The sequence below is a fragment of the Paenibacillus sp. FSL H8-0048 genome (assembly GCF_038002825.1).
GTDB lineage: Bacteria > Bacillota > Bacilli > Paenibacillales > Paenibacillaceae > Paenibacillus_AQ.
The window spans coordinates 36,489-55,223 of sequence record NZ_JBBODF010000002.1; the positions used below are offsets into that span (position 1 = coordinate 36,489).

General features: G+C 53.5%; 13 protein-coding genes. 4 read left to right on the forward strand and 9 right to left on the reverse strand.

The genetic code is table 11. From position 1 onward, the window contains the following. Nucleotides 1–8 precede the first annotated feature (8 nt). The gene (locus tag NSU18_RS32155; RefSeq protein ID WP_341023026.1) at nt 9–1,598 is read right to left on the reverse strand and encodes a methyl-accepting chemotaxis protein; all 1,590 of its coding nucleotides are present in this window, start codon (nt 1,596–1,598) and stop codon (nt 9–11) included. A 306-nt stretch (nt 1,599–1,904) separates the two neighbouring features. Here NSU18_RS32155 and NSU18_RS32160 point away from each other — a divergent pair, with 306 nt between their 5' ends. Together NSU18_RS32160 and NSU18_RS32165 are read left to right on the forward strand one after the other, a co-directional pair. Beyond that, nucleotides 1,905–3,242 carry an MFS transporter gene (locus NSU18_RS32160; RefSeq protein WP_341023028.1) on the forward strand — a complete coding sequence of 446 codons (1,338 nt, stop codon included), beginning with the start codon at nt 1,905–1,907 and terminating at the stop codon, nt 3,240–3,242. Nucleotides 3,243–3,551: 309 nt separating this feature from the next. Continuing rightward, nucleotides 3,552–4,307 (forward strand): PIG-L deacetylase family protein, encoded by a 756-nt coding sequence (locus tag NSU18_RS32165; protein WP_341151148.1) that lies wholly within the window; start codon nt 3,552–3,554, stop codon nt 4,305–4,307. 442 nt (nt 4,308–4,749) lie between these two features. Here the strand turns inward: NSU18_RS32165 and NSU18_RS32170 are convergent, their stop codons facing one another. Further along, the gene (locus NSU18_RS32170; RefSeq protein ID WP_341151149.1) at nt 4,750–5,580 is read right to left on the reverse strand and encodes a GNAT family N-acetyltransferase; all 831 of its coding nucleotides are present in this window, start codon (nt 5,578–5,580) and stop codon (nt 4,750–4,752) included. A gap of 138 nt (nt 5,581–5,718) precedes the next feature. On the opposite strand from NSU18_RS32170, the gene NSU18_RS32175 reads away from it, so the two are divergent. Continuing rightward, nucleotides 5,719–6,756, forward strand: coding sequence for an asparaginase (locus tag NSU18_RS32175; RefSeq protein WP_341023036.1), 1,038 nt, complete (start codon nt 5,719–5,721; stop codon nt 6,754–6,756). On the opposite strand, the gene NSU18_RS32180 is transcribed toward NSU18_RS32175, so the two are convergent. Further along, entirely contained in the window at nt 6,753–8,132 is a 1,380-nt protein-coding gene (locus tag NSU18_RS32180; RefSeq protein ID WP_341151150.1) for a sensor histidine kinase, read from the reverse strand. The two genes, NSU18_RS32175 and NSU18_RS32180, sit on opposite strands and share 4 nt — an antisense overlap. A gap of 29 nt (nt 8,133–8,161) precedes the next feature. Beyond that, entirely contained in the window at nt 8,162–8,869 is a 708-nt protein-coding gene (locus NSU18_RS32185) for a response regulator transcription factor (RefSeq protein WP_341151151.1), read from the reverse strand. A 157-nt stretch (nt 8,870–9,026) separates the two neighbouring features. Here NSU18_RS32185 and NSU18_RS32190 point away from each other — a divergent pair, with 157 nt between their 5' ends. After that, nucleotides 9,027–9,701 (forward strand): hypothetical protein, encoded by a 675-nt coding sequence (locus NSU18_RS32190; RefSeq protein WP_341023041.1) that lies wholly within the window; start codon nt 9,027–9,029, stop codon nt 9,699–9,701. Nucleotides 9,702–9,795: 94 nt separating this feature from the next. On the opposite strand, the gene NSU18_RS32195 is transcribed toward NSU18_RS32190, so the two are convergent. From NSU18_RS32195 to NSU18_RS32215, 5 genes are all read right to left on the reverse strand, one after another. Beyond that, nucleotides 9,796–10,437: a cupin domain-containing protein gene (locus tag NSU18_RS32195; RefSeq protein ID WP_341151152.1), complete on the reverse strand. Its 642-nt coding sequence runs from the start codon at nt 10,435–10,437 to the stop codon at nt 9,796–9,798. A gap of 105 nt (nt 10,438–10,542) precedes the next feature. After that, entirely contained in the window at nt 10,543–11,409 is an 867-nt protein-coding gene (locus NSU18_RS32200) for a methyl-accepting chemotaxis protein (RefSeq protein WP_341023048.1), read from the reverse strand. Between the two features lie 56 nt (nt 11,410–11,465). After that, complete coding sequence (locus tag NSU18_RS32205) at nt 11,466–16,889, reverse strand: diguanylate cyclase (protein WP_341151153.1); 5,424 nt, start codon at nt 16,887–16,889, stop codon at nt 11,466–11,468. A gap of 12 nt (nt 16,890–16,901) precedes the next feature. Then, nucleotides 16,902–18,068, reverse strand: coding sequence for a small-conductance mechanosensitive channel (locus NSU18_RS32210; protein ID WP_341151154.1), 1,167 nt, complete (start codon nt 18,066–18,068; stop codon nt 16,902–16,904). A gap of 162 nt (nt 18,069–18,230) precedes the next feature. After that, on the reverse strand, nt 18,231–18,692 hold the full coding sequence (locus tag NSU18_RS32215) for a GNAT family N-acetyltransferase (protein ID WP_341023054.1): 462 nt from the start codon (nt 18,690–18,692) through the stop codon (nt 18,231–18,233). Nucleotides 18,693–18,735 lie beyond the last annotated feature (43 nt).

Genomic DNA, 18,735 nt, shown 5'->3' on the forward strand with positions numbered 1-18,735 from the left:
CTGTTGAATTAATGGGTCTTGAATGCAGCTGCCGATTGGGCTAGATCCTCAGACAGCAGGGCTAAGGCCTGGCAGGTTGTCGCCGTCTCCTCAGAAGCCGCTGCCGACTCCTCGCTGGAGGCCGCAATGGACTGAACCGAGTCCATCACTTCCGCAGCCTGGGCGGATTCCTCTTCGCAGGCGGCAGCAATCTCGTTGACCTTGAGTGAAGAGGTATTGACCATCTTAATAATTTGCTCGAAGGCCTGGCTGGTCATCGAAGCCTGCTCGACACTCTCAGCCACCGCCCGGACGCTCTGCTTGGTATTCTCCTGGATGACCTTGATGATCTTCGTAATCTCCTTCGTGGCATCGCTGCTGCGTTCAGCAAGCTTGCGGACCTCGTCCGCCACCACGGCGAAGCCGCGTCCCTGTTCTCCGGCACGCGCCGCTTCAATCGCTGCGTTCAGGGCCAGGAGATTGGTCTGCTCGGCGATATCGTCAATCACTTCGATGATATCCCCGATTTTGCTGGAATCGTCTTCAAGCTGCTTCATCTGGTGATTGACGCTCTGCATCCCCTGCAGTGAAGTCTCCACTACATATCCGCCTTCCCGGGCAGTCCGCACAGTATCATTGGACAGCTCCGCCGCTTCCTCGGCGCTGGAGGCTACAGAATCAATCGCCAGCGACAGCTCCTTGAACAGCTCCGTGATATTGGTCGCCGCCGCCGACTGGTTCGTGCTGGTGCTGGCAATCTCCTGGGTGCTGGCTGAGATCTGTTCGGAAGAGGCCGCAACGCTCTGAGAATTCATCACAATCCCGTTGATTAGTTCCTTCAGGTTATGAACCATCCGGTTCAGGGCTGTAGCCAACTGTCCGACTTCATCCTTAGTTGATATATCCGCTTGCTGCGTCAGATTACCGTTAGCTACTTCAGTAGCCACATGCAGCATCTGCATCAGGGGTCTGGAGATGGATCTTGCGATCAGGTAGCCAATCAAAATACTGAGGATTACCGCCGCGATGACCACTGAGATCGTAAGGGTGAATGCCGAGGAATAAGCAGACTGTGAATGGTTGTTCGTCGCCTCTGCCAGCTCAACGTTCACCTTGATCAGACCGTCCAGATTGTTCATCACGTTCTGACCCTGAACGGCCAACTGTGTGCTCACAAATGTATTGAAGGCAGCGTCATCATCCTGCTCCGCCAGCACAAGCGCTTGATCGAACAGCTGTTCAAAGCTTGCATACTCCTTATCAAAAGAGGCCAGCAGCTCAACTTCACGGGTAGTCGTCGCCAGTGGACGGTAGTTATCCACCTTCCGGGCGAGCTCCTCGCGGCCAGCTGCAATTTTTTGTTTATAATCAGCAATCTTTACCGTATCTGTTGTATTGCTAATATCACGGATATACACCCGGTTAAGCTGATAGCTAATCTGGGCGGCAGACAGATCTCTGACCGAGATCAGGTTATTGCTGTACATTTCTTTCATATTCTGATTGCTGGTGCGCAGGGATAAGACCGAATAGACTCCAAGTCCTGCCAGGATTAAAGAGACGATCAAAAAAGCGGAGACGATCTTTGTAGCTGTTTTCAAATTCCCGAACCATTTCATAGTGCTTCCCCCTGTGGTTACATCTTAGCGTCCTTCTTGCCGGCGTTAATCTTACACTCCCCCATCAGCCGGCGGGACATCATTAGCTATATTTCGACATTTTAAATCAAAAAAATTATATTCTAATTTGTGATTTTCATATTTTTTTCATAAAACTCACTGTATTCCTCCCTTTACAAATCGAAATGTTCACTATTCCGTAGTTTGATGCAGAATCCGCTTGACAGAACAAAGAAATAAGTTATAAATAAACATAATTAGCAACCGATTCAATCCAATTCTATCCACCGCGAAAAGAGGCTTGTGATGTCAGCAAAAGTACCTGTAGCCGAAAAACTGGTGTTCTCAGGCGGTCTGCTGGGCCAGAATATGCTCTACAGCTTCATGTCGATGTACATCCTGTTCTTCTATACGGATCTGCTGGGAATTCCGGCAACCACCGCCAGTGTCATTCTGGTGGCAGCAAGCATTATCGATGCTTGTCTTGATCCGGTCATGGGCATGATTACCGACAAAACCCGCTCCAGATGGGGAAAATTCCGGCCTTATCTGCTGTTCGCCCCTTGCCTGATCGCGCTGGCCACCATCCTCTGCTTCTGGGACTTCGGCGGTTCGCGGACAGTGACTCTTGTAATCGCTACCGTCTCTTACCTGTTATGGGGAATGCTGTACACGGTCTGTGACACACCGCTCTGGGCCTTGTCGTCCGTAATCTCCACCGATCCGGGGGAACGCACCTTATTCGTCACATTGGGCAAAATCGGCGGAACGCTCGGCGCAGTCGTTATCACCATCGGCGGTATCCAGCTTTTGCTCGCCTTCGGCGGTGAACGGAATACGCAGGCTTACCTGTACTCGGCCATCATTATCGGGGTCATCGCGGCGCTGTCGATTTTCTTAACCGGGATACTCACCAAGGAACGGGTCGTCCCCTCCGCTGTGAAGATTTCTTTCCGCCAGAACCTGCAAACGGTTTACAAAAACAAGCCGCTGCTCACCCTGCTCGCCTCTCTCTTGATTATCAATCTGGTGAACGGCATCCGGCAGAGCATTCAGCTCTATTACGTGGTCTATGTCTGGGGAGATGCGGGGTATGCCACACAGGTCGGGATCGCTCTGGTAGCCGGTATGCTGCTGGGGATGATCGCTACGCCGCTGCTGCTGCGCCGCTTCGCCAAGAAGAAGGTCTTCATTATCTCCTGCATTCTGGGGAGTGTAGCCTGTATTCTGCCTTATCTGCTGGGTGACCATAACGTATTGAACACCCTGGTGTTCTTCGGGGTCAGCTTCTTTTTTTCCGGCATGACGACGATTGTCAGCACCTCGATGCTGCTCGATACGATTGATTATTCGGAATGGAAGCTTGGCTTCCGGGGAGAGGGCATTGTGTTCTCGACGAACACCTTCATTACCAAGTTCAGCGGGGCGGTGTCGCGGATGATTATCGGAGCCAGTCTCGGCCTGCTCAGCTACGTGGAGAATCAGCCGGCGACTCCGCAGCTCCAGCATGGTCTCAGCTTCGTGATGTTCCTGCTGCCTGCACTCTGTTTCCTGGCCGCTATTCTGCCGATTCTGTTCTACAATATAACGGAGAAGCAGCGGGTACAGATCCTGAGCGAACTGAATCACAGCCGGTCCTTATAGTGGGGCTGGCGGGAGGATGGTAGCGGACAGAGGAGAGATGATGGCGTGGAGATGCTTTTCCTGATTGAAGCGTTCACGGTCAGGGGTGCGGCTGAGTGGAACGGACTCAGTTGCGCTTATTTCTGCCAAGAGCTACGATTGGAGCAAGCTACGGACTCTGTCCGCAGAGCAACAAAATAGGCAGTCTTTTTGTAAATAACGACTCTCCTGTCCGTAAGGAACAGGCCCGGTTGAGTAATTTCTCTTTATCCAACTTTGAGAGGGACTAACTGTACCCTTACCACAAAATAATAGGGAGGTTTTTGGATTATGGATATATCCACACTAGCGGCGTTGATGTCCCCTCCAGATCTTAGCGGGTGCCGGACGGTGTTATGTATACAGCCGCACCCGGACGATAATGAGGTAGGCATCGGCGGCACCATTGCCTCATTCGCTGAGCGGGGCTGCGAGATTCATTATCTAACCGTCACGAACGGAGATCTGGACGCGGTGGACGAGCAGTTGTCTTCCGCCGGGATCGCCGCCATCCGCGCAAGCGAGCTGGAAGCAGCCGGAAGATTGCTGGGAGCTACGGTGTTCCACCAATTGGACCATGGTGACGGAACACTGGAGCATATCCCCGCCCTCGCGGGCGAGATTGCCGAGATCATCCGGACGGTCCAGCCGGACGTGGTACTGTGTCCTGATCCTTGGCTGAGCTATGAAGCGCATTATGATCATATCGTTACCGGCAGAGCCGCAGCCCAGGCTGTCTTGTCCTCCGGGCTGCCCCTGTATCCGAGAGGCACCCTTACCCGGCCATGGCAGCCGAAGGCCATCGGCTTCTACTTCACCGCTGAGCCTAATACGGTCATCGACATCACGGACCACTTCGAGCGCAAGTTCGCGGCCATGGCCCTGCACGTCAGCCAATTCAATGAAGAACAGCTCGCCATGTACCGGTTCTATTTCGGCGAACAAGGCCGCCAGCTGGCCGAAGGCAGAGGCTTCGGGCTGGGCGAAGGTCTGAAGGTGCTGTCCCCGCTGCACCTGCACTGCTTCGTGGATGCACGGCGGATTTGAGGGCTTGGTAGGGCCGGAGAGTATGCTGGCCGGGCGTGGATTGCCGGGCCGGGGAGTGCTGAGACGTGGAGTGCCGGGACGTGGAGTGCTGAGAGGGTAGGCTAACGGAAGTTGGGCCATAGAGCGCACGCCACGCAATTCGCAGGTTCCCCTTCACTTCATCCATCAATTGGAAAAATGTATCTTAATTCAGCGATTCCCGGCATTTGCAGGTAAAGAAGTGGAAAAACAGCATCTAATTTTGTTTATTTTCCTATTTAAGCGGAATTGCGATTTATTAAGTGCCATTTTTCCAACTATCGTCCTAGCCCCCCTCATTCGTTCATCAGCAAGTGTAGAAAATCCACCAATTTTTGTTCTTGCACTACGGCTATTCTCATTTTTCTCTATTACAAAAAGAGCAGCAATCCCTCATCCATAGGGAGATTGGCTGCTCTTTTTGTCAGTCAGGAAGCTCGGACAAACGGTAGTAAGGGAGGTTCAATAGCGGCTTGAAGCCCAGCTTCTGCGCCAGTCTGTAAGAGCCCATATTCTCTTGGCGGCAGCCCCACACCGGCTCCAATCCCTGCTCCAGACAGTAATCGATTAGCTTACAGCACACGGAGAAGGCGAAATGCTTCCCACGGTGACCCGGTGCCGATTCAATCCCGATCTCCAGCTGGTCCGTTGTCCGGTAAGCCGAGAATGCGCTGGAGGCCTGCTCGCCCTCCCACAGTAAAGTGTATCCTCGGCCTGCAGCCAGGAAGCGCTCTGCGTCAAGCCAGAAATACCGGGGAATCACCGAACCCGCCTGCTCGCCGAATCCCTCTCCGTTCATCTGGACAATCTCCGCATCCTGACGGAACCATTGCGCCTTCGCACGGTAGTAGACCTCCGGGTCGAACGTAAAATTCACCCGGGTCTGTATGTACATTCTGCGTGAATCCGCCGCATCAAGCCGTGTATTATGCTCAGTAAGCATTGCTTCAATCGGCGGGTCCCAGCCCCCTGCCGGATCAGCCTGCAGCCATTCCGCTGAATGCCGGTGCCCCGTCTTGTTCGTAATATAGTCAGATAAGCTCCGGTTAAACTCCTCATTGCCGGAATCCCCATAGACCAGCGACATCCCGTATTCATGAGCCACATAGAAGGAACGGGGGCTATGTACAGAATCCACATACACACTGCCTGTCGTCTGCCCGCCCAGAACGCCTTGAGCGAACAGGGTATTGATCTTCACTTCCTTTAACAGCGGCCAGGCAAGAGCGTAATCCCGGCTATCCAGCTTCAGCATGCTTGTCTCCTCTTTTCCCATCTATATTTTTCTACTTATTATACCTTACTATGTCACGCATAGAGGAATGAATGTTATAATACACTCAATGTCATGCGAATGACTTGAATCCTGGCTCAACCTGAAAGGAAACGACCTATGATTAATACCATTCCCGAAGTGAATTTTACAGCTTCCCCTTACTATAATTCCGGCCTCAAAAATGTAGTTATTCTCGCCACCGGCGGTACGATTGCCGGCAGCGGCGAAGCCCATAAAACCTTGAATTATGAGCCCGGCGCCCTGCCCGTGCAGGATCTGCTGGATAGTGTACCGCATCTGGAACGGCTGGCGAACTGTGCCGGGGTGCAGGTTAGCAATCTGTGCAGCGCAGATATTACCAGTGAACACTGGCTTACCCTGGCAACCTACATTAACACACTTGCTCTCCGGGAGGATGTGCACGGGTTCGTCATCACCCACGGCACCGACACCCTGGATGAGACGTCCTACTTCCTGAACCTGGTGATTAAGACCGACAAGCCGGTAATCATTACCGGATCTATGCGCCCGGCTACCGCAATCAGTGCCGATGGCCCTCTGAATCTGTATCAGTCGGTAGCACTGGCAGCGAATCCTGAGGCTTTCGGCCAAGGCGTGATGGTTGTCTTTGCTGAGGGAATTTATAGCGGACGGGATGTACAAAAGGTAAACACCTTCAAGGCCAATGCCTTCGACGAGCGTGATTTCGGCTGCCTCGGATATATGCGGGACAGCCACGCCTTCTTCTACACCCGCACCCTGAAGCGGCATACTACTGCAACCCAGTTCGATGTATCTGTGATCCAGGAGCTGCCGGAGGTGTCTGTAGCTTATTTCCATGTGGATGCCAATCCTGGGATTCTGGATTATCTGGCTACGATCTCCAAGGGGATTGTCATTGCCGGAGCTGGCGGAGGGATCTACAGCAAGCCTTGGATTGACAAGGTGGGGGAGCTGAAGAACAATAACATCCCGGTAGTCCGCTGCTCGCGGATTTCCAGCGGAATTACACTTAAGGATTCCTATATTGATTTGTCTGCCAATTCCATTCCCTGCAACAGTCTCGTCCCGCAAAAAGCCAGAATTCTGCTCTCCCTCGCCCTGACGCAAACCACCGGCTACGATGAAATAGCCGCAATGTTTAACGAGTACTAAACGCTGCCCGCAGATGGCGTGAACTCAAAGGTGAACACTGCGCCGCCCTCCGGGCGGTTCCGGGCACTAAGCTCTCCGCCGCAGCGTTCCACAATAGCACGTGCGATGGCGAGTCCCAGCCCGGATTCGCCATTTTTCCCTTTGACGAACCTGTGAAACAGGCTGGGCAGAAGCTCCTCTGCAATGCCCGGACCATCGTCAGCAACCGTTAATGTAATCCTCCCTTTGCTTGTATGCACCTCTACATCAATACGCTTCCCGGCATAACGGACCGCATTGGATAACACGTTCAGCAGAGCTTGCAGGAGCTTATCCCGGTCTGCTCTTACCATCCCCCCGTGCTCCCCGGAGACTGCCAGATGCAACGAAAGCTTCCTTGCCGCCAGCAGTGGATTGACCCGCTCCACCGCCTCGCTCAGCAGCTCCTTCAGATCTGTATCCTCCGCCTGATAAATATCCTCTTCACTGTCCAGCTTCGCCAGAAGGGTCATTTCGCTGACCAGATCACGTAAGCGCCCGCTTTCACTCAGAATAATATCCAGTCCTTTGCGGACGCCTTCTCCTTCAAATACCCCATCCCTAATGCCCTCCGCATAACCGGCTATCGACATCAGCGGAGACTTCAACTCATGCGAAGCATTCTGGAAAAACTGCTTCTGCACCCGGTTGAACCGGTGCAGCTCACCGGCCATCTCGTACACTGCCCTGGCGACAGAACCGATTTCACCGCCTGCCCGGACCAGATTCACCTCGGCAAACCGGCGGTTTTTCACTTTCCCCAGCTCCTGACGCAGGCTGATCAGCGGATCAATCAGCTTCCGCGTAATGAACAGGCTGAACAGAAGCATTACTGCCGCTCCCGCAGCAAAGACAAGAATCAGCCGTTTCAAGAGCGACTGCTCGATGACCTTGATTCTGCTGACAGGCGTCAGCAGGGTGAGCTTACCTTCGGGAAGCGTGTTGACCTGCACCAGATAACGCGGATCATTGCCAGCCCATATGCTCTGCAGGCTCCCCTGCTCCATAGCTGTGACATCCACCGTTACCCCGGACTGCGCGGGCAGGGCCGGGAGATTTCCCGAGACCACATTCCCCTGCTGGTCGCTCACAATGGCCTGTACTCCGCTGGAGAGCGTAGGATATGGAGCCGTAAGCGGCTCTGTTTTTCCCAGTGTGTATTCCCCTCCTTCCGTGAATGGAGCCTGCGTCAGACTCGCGGTCAGGGAAGCGCCAAGTGTTCTTAATCCCTCTTGCTCCGTGCCAATGAAATGGTCCATCAGCACATAATGAATCATCACTCCCGTGATGGACAGGACCAGCAGCAGAGACAGCCCAAAAGCAACGTTGAGCTGATGCACCAGCTTCAGCTTTTTCATCCGCAGGTTTAGCCTTTCTGCCATTCTCTTCATTCCTGTACCTCTCTCATACGGTAGCCGTGACCCCAGACCGATTCCAGCGGCAGGCCGTCCATTTTTTTGCGGATGCGCTTGATCAGATGGTCGACAGCGCGGTCGCTGCCGAAATAATCCTCTCCCCAGACATAGCCCAGCAGCTCTTCGCGCGTAAAGGCCCGGTTCGGATTTCCCGCAAAGACCATCAGCATCAGGAACTCCTTACTGGTCAGCTCCACTTCATCTCCCCGCCAGAAGGATCTTCTCTCCTCGGGATGCAGCAGCAGACTGCCCAGCTCTATCCCTGTATGCGCAGCAGACAGAACAGCAGCAGACTGGGAGGTCTGAATACGTTCCCACCGTTTCAACTGGCGGTTAATCCGGGCTACCAGCTCACGGGGACTGAAGGGCTTGACCAGATAATCGTCGCTGACAAGCTCCAGGCCCAGGATTTTATCCACTTCATTATCCTTCGCAGAGATCATAATAATCGGTACCTCCGCTTCATCGCGGATACGCCTGCACAGCTCATAGCCGTCCATTCCCGGAAGCATAATATCGAGCACCCACATACCGGGAGGATCATTCCTCCATAACTCCCACGCCTCCTCGGCACTCCCTAGGCCAATCGTCCGGTAATTCTCCTTATTTAAATAAGCTTCTACCAGATTGCGTATATTCTCGTCATCGTCCACAACGGCAATGACCGTTTGATTGTTCATCCAGCTAACCTCCGTGATTCGTCTCTTGACCATTATAGCAAGCAGCTGAGCGGGATAGGGCGCTGCCATTGTTTTTCCACATTGCTGACCCTCTCCTGCCACAGAAGCCCGCTATAGTGAGAGCTGTAAGACAAACCACCTGAAGGAGTGTTCGTACATGAATCGTCTAATCGTGAAAAGGATGGCTCTATCCACCCTGCTGCTGTCCAGTATCGCCACCCCGGTCTTCGCGGATACGGGAATCGCTTCGCCCCCGGTACAGGGGCCCACTGCCACCATAAGCACAGCCGCCGCATCCACAACTGGCAGTAAGCTGCTCCCCTTGCTTGAACCGCAGGTTCTGGCGCTGGTGAACAGCTATGCCCCGGAAACAGCCCAGGACTGGGGGGATACGCTCAGCCGCTACCATGCATTAACCAGCACCAAAGCGCTTAGCGTGGATATCACCACGTCAATGTCTGCCGCCGCTCCATGGACAGAAAAAACCGGCATGATGGATGTGCAATTGGCCGTGCCTGGAACGTTAACAGACGAGGACCCTTTTCCTCTTGCCACTGTGTCGGAATACGGGTCAACCGGGGGCCACGTTGAGGCAGTCCTATCTGCCTCAGAAGTTGCAAACCTCACACTAACGAAACCTGACTCTCTGGAATCCGGGAAGCTTACGAATGTGGTAACCTTACATGCGGCGTATATTGACGGCTTCTTTAAAGCACAAACTACACTGGCAGAGGCTGCACAAGCCACAGATGCAGCAGCCATTAAGCAGGCACTGTCCGAACTGCTAAGACAGTATAAGGACTTTAACCACAAGCTGGAAAAAGCGAAATAAATCACTGACACCACCTTGAAATCAATAAAAGCAGACCAAGGAATTCCTCCCTGGCCTGCTTTTTCTTTTCGGATCATTAATATAGCGTAGCCGCCTACCGGCGCGGATACATCTGATAAGGGTAGAATGCCGCCGCAGGCTGTTGGGCAGCATAGGCGGGCATACTTTTGGCGGGCGGGCCCATATTCATTTCTCCGGCAGTCCCTGCTACGGCGCAGCCCGGAGGGGGTCCTAGTATAATCGATTCCTTAAGCGGAGCCACGGCCATGGCGTACTCCTCTTCATTAATACAATAAGCACGCTGGATGACCTCTGCGGGAACCGCCCGCAGGAAGTCTGAACCATACACAATATCCGGTGTCGGCGCATCGAAGACCGCCAGGAAATGGGCTTGTTCGCTCTCGGCCAGAATCCAGTGGAACCAGCCCTTCGGGAAGACAGCAATTTGTCCGGCCTTCAGATGATAGGTCATCAGCTTCTGGGTGAACGGATCGAACACGGAAGCAATTAGCTCCCCGCTAATCACGAAGATCATCTCCGTCACATTCGTGTGCCAGTGCGGCTGGACGATGAAGCCTCTGCTCATATGGGCATTGAAGAACCCGTTGCGTATTGCCGGAAGCTGTTCGCCAAAAAGCTGCGTAATATAATTGTTCGCATCCCGCTTATAATTAAGCACCTGGTTAGAATCGGCGGCAAGCTTCAGGTCCGGTGCCTGCAATACTGGATCTAGCATGATTAGTTCCTCCTCAGACTGGATTGTGGCCTTAATTTACACTGGGCATTCGTCCAGATACTGTATGCGGGAGAGGAACTCTTTGACACTAGAGACGGGTGCGGACTAAATCAGACGGGCGATACTCTCAATCTCCACGGCGGAAGCTGCGAGCTGCTGCATCGAGGCGGTAATCTCCTCTGTGGCTGCAGCCTGACGTTCGCTTTGCGCCAGACAATCTGTAAGCACCGCATCCATCTGGTTAATCTTCTGTTTGATCATCTGCAGAATGCCGGCAATATCCTTCGCCGATGAAGCACTGGACACTGACATTTTGCGGATCTCCTGGGCCACGATACCGAAGCCCCGTCCATGCTCAGCGGCATGCGCCGCTTCAATCGCTGCATTGAGTCCGAGCAGGTTGGAATTATCTGCCACCTTGCGGATGAAATCGAGAATCTCGTCCGTCTGCTGCAGATCCTCAACCACCTTCTGTCCCAGCTCCTTCAGATCCCCTACTGTATTCGCCAGATCCGAGGCCGTTCCCGCAATCTCTACCGAAGTCGAGCTGATCTCGTCAGAGGTCACTGCCAGCGCATTGGCTGCATCGCTAAGCGTTACCTGATTACTGAGGCTGATTCCGATCGTGAACACTCCTGCCACAACCCCGTTCCGGTCCCGGATAGGCATCGATGAAGATTTAAAGGGAATTCCGTAGATCTCTCTTGGAATCGTAGCACTGACTTCTTCCCCGCTCTCCAGAGCAGCCCGGATTCCCCCGCTGGGCGGTACCGGAGAACCCAGCTCAATCTTGGCTTTCAATTCCTTCCCCTGCAGATAATAAATGAACTTGTCCCGATCTGCCAGAGCAAACATTACATCCAGGGGGAAAAGCCGCTGCACCAGCGGCAAAGAAACTTCAAGCGCCTTCCGCAGCTGGTCCATTTCTGATTCCTGTTCGGATTCGTGTTCTAATTCATGTTCGGTATTCATTGCTTCAACAACTCCCTAATCCTATTTATTTATGTACCTCTCTTATCGCCCGAATCCTATTGTTCGAACAACGTGACACAGTTGCGGCCTGCCGCCTTGGACTGATACAGTGCATCGTCACCCAGCTTGTAGATATCCTCCTCTCGCAGACCATCCACAAGTACGGCGGCTACGCCAATAGAGACGGTAATCCTTCCGTATTCCGGACTTAGATCATGCTGTATCCCCAGCTCCGCAATGCTTCGTCTGATCAATTCAGCGAACACACGGGACTCTGGCGGAGTCAGTCCGGCGGTCACAATCCCGAATTCCTCGCCGCCCAGCCGGAACGCGGTTCCATTCGCCTGTTCAGCCAGTTCTTTTAGAACACCGCCTATTCTGCGCAGTACCGTATCGCCTTCATAATGCCCGTAGGTATCATTGAATTTTTTGAAATAATCAATATCCAGCATCAAGTAGGTTAAATACCGTTTGCCGGCAGCAGCCTTATCCACCTCATCCAGGAACAGCTTATTGAAGTATCTACGGTTGTAGAGCCCGGTTAATTCATCGGTGATGGAGATCCGTTCAATTAGCCCGATATACTTGCTCAGCTCTCCGTTGTTGAATTCCAGCTCCTTCGTCCGCTCGGCCACCAGTTCCTCCAGATGCTCCTTATGGCGGCGTAGCTCCTCTTCCGCCTTCTTACGCTCGGTGATATCCTTAATCGTTCCCTGAATCGCCGGCTTATCCTGATACATAATTCTGACGACCTTGTGAATAGCGATGACTTCAAGGGACTTATCCTTATGCAAAAGCCTTGTCTCATACTCTTCCGGTGCCTGCTTGCCCTCGACCCTTCTGGCATAATAATGCATCACCTTCTCCCGCTCCGGAGGGGTAATGAAATTCCCGAAGGGCTGCTCCAGCATCTCGCCCGGCTGATAGCCGAGCATCTGCTCCAGAGCCTCATTAACATAGACACACCGCATATCCTGGACCACGAATACCCCGTCCTGCAGGTTGTTGACCAGTTGGCGGTATTTCTCCTCAGAACGCTCAAGCTCATTATACAGACTGGCATTCTCAAGCGAGAAGACCATCTCTCTGGACAGCAGATTGATAATCTTCATCCGTTCCTCGGTAAATACGCCGGTCACCAGATTATTCTCCAGATAGATGATGGCAATCGTCTTATTCTGGTTAATCAGCGGCATGCAGACCACCGATTTCGGCTGCTGCCTCACAATATAAGGATCATTCACGAACGGAGTCTCGGAATAGGCATCATTGTAGATCAGGCTCTCCCGGCTCTCCTCCACCGCTCTGATGATCGCAGCAGGCAGATTGTCCAGCTGCTGCGACTCATGAATGGCCACGGAGATCCGGTCCGTGTCCGCTTTATATTCCCCTTCGACCAACAGGTTGGCCTTGGAGGTCATCAGGATGCAGCCCCGCTGCGCTCCGGCATTCTTGATCACGATCTGCATCAGCGCTTCCAGCAGGTGGTTCAGCTCAATCTCTTTGGAGATGGCCTGCGAAGCCAGAATGATGGAATTGAGGTCGATGCTCGCCGTATAGTCCGTCACCGTCCTGCCGTGCATGAACTCTTTGGTGCTGATTTTCTGGACCAGAGCGGGATAACGCTCCTTGATGAACGCGATCTTCTCCTTGGCGCCCCAGACCGAATAATAATATTCGGATTGTCTGAGCAGATAGGCGGTAAACTCATTGAAGCCCTTGTCCATATAGTACCGGGCCGCCAGCTCGTTGCTGAGTGCCTTATAGCGGATGAAGCTGCCCTGCTCGCTGGCCTCAATCGCCAGATCATAATAATAGCCTGCGCGAGTGCTGTTCCCGGAGATCCGGGCCCATTCGGCCCGCATCAGATATTCATGCTGGCGGAAGGTTCCCGGTGCATTGCTGGCCCATTTGCTTACCCGGCCGAGCTCCTTGCGCATTTTGGATCTTGCCTTCCGCTTGCCGCCTACCCCCAAACCCTTGTAAGCATAAGCCAGATTCAGGAACGTGTACAGCGCGAACTCCTCCATAAAAGCCGATCCGGCCAGCGTCCCGATGATCGGATAAGCACGCTCGATATACTCCAGCGCTTCATCATGCTTTTCATAGAGAAACAGCAGCTTCATCTTATAGATATAATAGATAGCAATTCCCGAGTAATACCTCGCTTCCTGCAATTCGTGCAGATAGACCTCTTCGCTGAAGGCTTCATTGTTAAATGAGGTACGCTCCGGCAGCTCTCCGGCAAGGCTGAGATAATACTGGCGGGCCAGCTGTGCGGTGGCAAGTGACTCCTTATATTTCGTATTCTCAATCATAGAGATCGTACGGGCACTTTCCTGAAGCAAGGCCGGGATGTCCATCGACGGATTCCAGAGATTCACATAGAAGGCAGAATGGGCTAGGTAGAGCAGATCCCCTGTCCTCAGACTGGCTTCAATCGAGGTGCCGAACCAGTCCTGGAGCGTATCCCAGGGCTCGGTCCAGGCGTGGCTGAACAGTGTGTACAGAACATGCGCCGCGCCTTTCCACTGCAGATCATTGAATTTGTCATTAATTCTGATCCCGAGACGTCCATAAGCGAAGGCCCCCCGGGTATCCCCGAAGCCGGACAACAGCATGGCATAGCCGATAAAAGCAAGTGCCGACTCCGGCGAGTTGCCGTATTTCAGCGTCAGCCCTACCTTCTTCAGCACCACCAGCCCGAACAGCGAGGTCTCCCCCGAGATAAACGCCGGCGGTATAAAGTTAACCAGCAGCCGCATCACCAGCTTCATCTCCGGGTCCTGCATCTCCGGCAGTGCAAAAATCGTCTCCGGTGTTCTCGCCCGCAGCGCGTTCTTAACGGCCAGCAGTTCCTTAAGGACTGCTGGCATCCCAACCTTGGCCGGAATCTTGATTCCGAGCGCCTTCAGCCCCCGTCTCCCCGAAGCAATAGACTCGGGCATCATACCGAGGTACATATAATGATTGGTCTGCATCTCGTAGATTTCCGCAATAGCCATCCGCTCCGTAGTCTGCTCAAGCAGTATACGGCAAGCCTGATCCCCCTGATCGATATGATGGGTGAGGTAGCTGCATTCCGCATACAGCCTGTAGATCTCCGCCGCCTGCCCCGGGTCTGTGCTCCAGATCTGCTCCGTGAGTAGCTCCATTGCCGCTTCCAGCAGCAGGAAGGCTGAATCATACCCGTAGCCTGCTTTGGCCTTATAAGCTGCCCGCAGATTCAGAGCGACGATCTCACGTGCCTCCGAGCTGTCGGTGATTAACTCCAGTCCCTGATTGATATGGGTGGCGATATCGACCAGCTTGTCCTCGGCCTCCTCCGCTCCGAGGTTCCGCAGCAGGAGCCGGCCGATGCTAAAATGAAGCCTCTTCCTGCGTTCAGGATCAAGCAGCTGATAGAAGGCCTGCTGAATCCGGTCATGGGCGAATTTCAGCCGGATGCCCACCTGGGCAGCCTCGCGGCCGGATTCAGCAAGTGTAGCCGAGAATATGGCGTACTTATGGTCGGCAGGGACGATGTATTCTTCCTGGACCGCCCGGGTAACCGCCGCAGCAATCACCTCCGGCGCTTCTTCTCCGATCAGCGTCAGCATCCCGTAATCGAACACACTGCCGGCCGCTGAGCTTAGCATCAGGATATGCCGTACCTCCTTCGGCAGATGCTGCAGCTGTCCAACCAGGAAATCGACCACACTGTCATGGACCGGCAGCGCCTCCAGTTCCTCCAGGCTCCAGCTCCATTCCCCGCTTCGCTTATCGAAATAGATAATCCCGCGCCGATGAAGATCCTTCAGCATTTCCGTCAGGAAAAAAGAATTCCCCTTGGACCGCTTATATAACCGTCCGGTGATTTCTTCAACGCGTTCCATGCTGCTATATAGTGTGTCTGCCACAAGGCTTTGTACATCTGTCTCTTGCAGCGGCTGAAGATGAATACGTCCAACCTCACGGCTCTTGCCGATCTTGGCCATGGCGGCGAACAAGGGATGACCTTCATGGATCTCATTCTGCCGGAAGGAGCAGATCACAAGCATCCGCTGCAGATGATTATCCAGCACCAGCTTCTCCACCAATTGCAGGCTGGAATAATCCGCCCACTGGATATCATCCAGGAAGAGGACCAGCGGCCGGTCCGGATGCGTCACCCCCTGCACGAACTTGGCAAAGCTCAGGAAGAACCGGTTCGTCTCCTCAGCCGGACTCAGCGGCTCCGGCTCCGGCTGGTTACCCATCCATGCGGCCAGCTCAGGGATCAATCCTGTAATCACCCCGCCGTTCCCGCCAAGCAACCGGGTCAGCGAGCGGCTGATCTCACGCTTATACTCCTCATCGGGGCTCGCCAGGAGCTGGCCGACCAGCCTGCGGAAGGCCTGAATGAGCGCACTGTACGGAATGTTCTTGTTGTACTGGTCGAACTTCCCTTCCGCGAACAGCCCCTTCTCCCGGCTGATCGTCCGGTGCAGCTCATGGACCAGTGCTGTTTTGCCTGCACCTGCATCACCGGAGACCAGCATGACCTGTGAACTCCCGCTCACGCTGCTGCGGAAGGCCGCTTCCAGAGAGGACAGCTCCTCCTGTCTGCCCACTATCTTTTGCGGAATGCGGAAGGTGTTCAGGAGGTCCTCCATTCCAATAATGAAATCCCCCTGCCCGGCCAGGCATTTCTTCAGATCGGCCTTGATGCCGTGAGCGCTGCGGTACCGGTCTTCCGAAGACTTCTCCATCAGCTTCATTATGACGGCCGATAAGCTCCTGCTAACCCTGCCATTGGTTGCATGATAAGGGGAGACCGCTTCCTTCGCAATGATGGAATAGATCTGCTCCAGCATCTCTGACGATGGATACGGCATAAGGCCGGTCATCATCTCGTACAGGACCACACCCAGTGAATAGTAGTCGCTCCGGTAATCAATATTCCGGTTCATCCGGCCGGTCTGTTCGGGTGAGATATACGGCAGACTGCCCTCCAGCACGCCGCTGTTCTGGAAATCCCGCCTCTCCTTGGACAGCTTCACCGCAAGGTCGAAATCAATCACCTGCACAATATCCCGCTCCCGGTTCCAGATGATATTCGACGGCTTGATATCCTTGTGGATCACGTTCTGCTCATGAATGGAGCCCAGAATATCCGCAACCTTGACCGCCAGCTTCAGTAAGGCCTCCTCCTCCGGCTGCTCTTCCGCCAGAATCCGCTTCAGCGAACGTCCGGCTATATCCTCAAGGACCATGACGTACAGGCCGTTCTGCTCTTCAAGCCTCAGGGGACGGATAACCCCTTCGGTGCTGGCGCTAAGCTCTGTGAGCAGCTTAAATTCCTGCTTGAAGCGCATCACCGCTTCGGTGCCGGCAAACTCCGATTTTAACACCTTGAGAATGACCGTTTCGGCAGAGGTAGCCTCGGTGCACCGGTACACGGCTTTTATAGGATTATCTGAAATGGTCTCCAGGACCTGATAATGGTCATTAGCAATCATTGTACTCCACCTTTAGCCTTGTTCTCCCGTAACCTCAATATCGGCATCGAATTTAAATACATAGGCAGCAATCAGCCAGATAATCCAGCAGTTCAGCCCGAAGAACAGATAACCGAAATAGCCCAGAACCGGCATCTCGGAGAAAATATGGAATTTATCCAGATAAGGCACTGAGTATTTCCAGTAATTCGGATTGGTAGGGGCATCGTCATGGAACCACTCACTGCCGAAGTTCCAGAACTCCCAGAAGAAGCCGTTGAACACCGTAGCCAGCCCCACCAGAATGACCTTGGACCAGTCTCCGTTCTTCACCGGGGTGAAGGGAGTCCAGTAACCGGCAAGCGCCATCGCTGCGGACAGCATCGGAACCAGCGCAACCCACAGCACCCAGAACAGCAGGTACGGATAATAGCCCATGCCGAAGGCCAGGATCAGCCCGAGAATATAATAGATGATCAGCCATGAGCGTGATACGTTTAGCTTAGGCCCATGACTATAACGGTTGCGGAACAGACGGAAGGTCTTGAGGAGTAAGTACCATTCGAAGATAGCCGGAAGAACGGTGGTGTAGGATAAGGAGAACCAGAACACATTGCCGAAGTTAGAGAACACTTCATTATTAGGATAATACCAATTCTCCAGCACGAAGAAATTCAGGTATTCAAAAGCAAACCAGCTGAAGCAGGACACCACCGCGAGCAGCTGCATCACACGGGGCTTGCGCGAGATGATTGAGGCTCCGTGATTTCTCCGGTAGACCAGCCCGTCCAGAATCAGAATAAAGGACCACCAGAGAGGAACAAACGTGTAATGCTCCAGCGAGATAAACAGCTTCACCCGGGCCCACATCAGGAACCAGCTAAGTGCAAGCACCGGCAGGCTCCACCAGAACCAGACAGGAAAAGGGGTGGACGCCTCCAACTTTCGGGGTGCCTCCTCTGTCTTCTTGAAGCCGAACCAGCCGGGGAATACCAGGACCAGTGTGATAATCAGGGCCACGACGCAGGCAAGAAAGAAATACAGCAGGCTGAATCCGGGGTCTGCTTCGACCTTCTGGGCCGGGAAATCCCCGTACCCCGGAGGCATCCCCTTCCATTTCGCCAGACTTCCAAGTAACGGGAGCAGAAAGATCAGTCCGAAGGTAACGATCAAGAATACTGTCTTTTTCCATGTTTTCATTGCGCAAAACCCCGCTTATGTATGTAGTTGAAAGTCGAATTTTGTTGATAATCGCTAATATTCGATAAGACTCCAGTTTATTCCTGCTGGCCGCACACAAAAAAATGCCCCACCGTCCACTTCCCGGACGTATGGGGCATTTGTACGGGGCAACAGAACCCATTATCCCTTCAAATCCAGCTTCATGCTCAATGAACGTATCCCGTGTTCCTCTTCCTCTTCACCAAGCGATACGAATCCCTGAGAGGCATAGAAGCCAGTAGAATTCGGGGAAGAGTTCACCGTGATCTGCGTGCTCCCTCCCGCTCTCATCCGGTCAACCGCATGCCGCAGCAGCGTCTTGCCGATTCCGGTTCCCTTATAGGCATTCTTCACGAACAGCAAAGAGATATGCTGATGATTGCGCAGCTCTATGATCCCTGTAACCTCTTGCCCGCTAAGCGCGATATAGATCTCATGATCCTCCTGCATCCGCCTGACAATGGCGGCAAGCTCAATATACCTGTAGAATTCAATAACACCCTGCGCCGAATAATTGGCGGCAATATGTATATCAAACGCCTCCCGGATCAAGGGAGTGATCAGCTTCTCCTCACCCGGCAGCAACTGTCTGATCCCTGTCATATGGCATTTCTCCTTTAGTGTGACTGACCAGCGACAACTCTAT

Coding starts and splice junctions, on each gene's coding strand:
- NSU18_RS32215 (WP_341023054.1), bottom strand. CDS start 18,692: ATGACAGGGATCAGACAGTTGCTGCCGGGTGAGGAGAAGCTGATCACT.
- NSU18_RS32210 (WP_341151154.1), bottom strand. CDS start 18,068: ATGAAAACATGGAAAAAGACAGTATTCTTGATCGTTACCTTCGGACTG.
- NSU18_RS32205 (WP_341151153.1), bottom strand. CDS start 16,889: ATGATTGCTAATGACCATTATCAGGTCCTGGAGACCATTTCAGATAAT.
- NSU18_RS32170 (WP_341151149.1), bottom strand. CDS start 5,580: ATGCTGAAGCTGGATAGCCGGGATTACGCTCTTGCCTGGCCGCTGTTA.
- NSU18_RS32155 (WP_341023026.1), bottom strand. CDS start 1,598: ATGAAATGGTTCGGGAATTTGAAAACAGCTACAAAGATCGTCTCCGCT.
- NSU18_RS32165 (WP_341151148.1), top strand. CDS start 3,552: ATGGATATATCCACACTAGCGGCGTTGATGTCCCCTCCAGATCTTAGC.
- NSU18_RS32185 (WP_341151151.1), bottom strand. CDS start 8,869: ATGAACAATCAAACGGTCATTGCCGTTGTGGACGATGACGAGAATATA.
- NSU18_RS32175 (WP_341023036.1), top strand. CDS start 5,719: ATGATTAATACCATTCCCGAAGTGAATTTTACAGCTTCCCCTTACTAT.
- NSU18_RS32190 (WP_341023041.1), top strand. CDS start 9,027: ATGAATCGTCTAATCGTGAAAAGGATGGCTCTATCCACCCTGCTGCTG.
- NSU18_RS32180 (WP_341151150.1), bottom strand. CDS start 8,132: ATGAAAAAGCTGAAGCTGGTGCATCAGCTCAACGTTGCTTTTGGGCTG.
- NSU18_RS32200 (WP_341023048.1), bottom strand. CDS start 11,409: ATGAATACCGAACATGAATTAGAACACGAATCCGAACAGGAATCAGAA.
- NSU18_RS32160 (WP_341023028.1), top strand. CDS start 1,905: ATGTCAGCAAAAGTACCTGTAGCCGAAAAACTGGTGTTCTCAGGCGGT.
- NSU18_RS32195 (WP_341151152.1), bottom strand. CDS start 10,437: ATGCTAGATCCAGTATTGCAGGCACCGGACCTGAAGCTTGCCGCCGAT.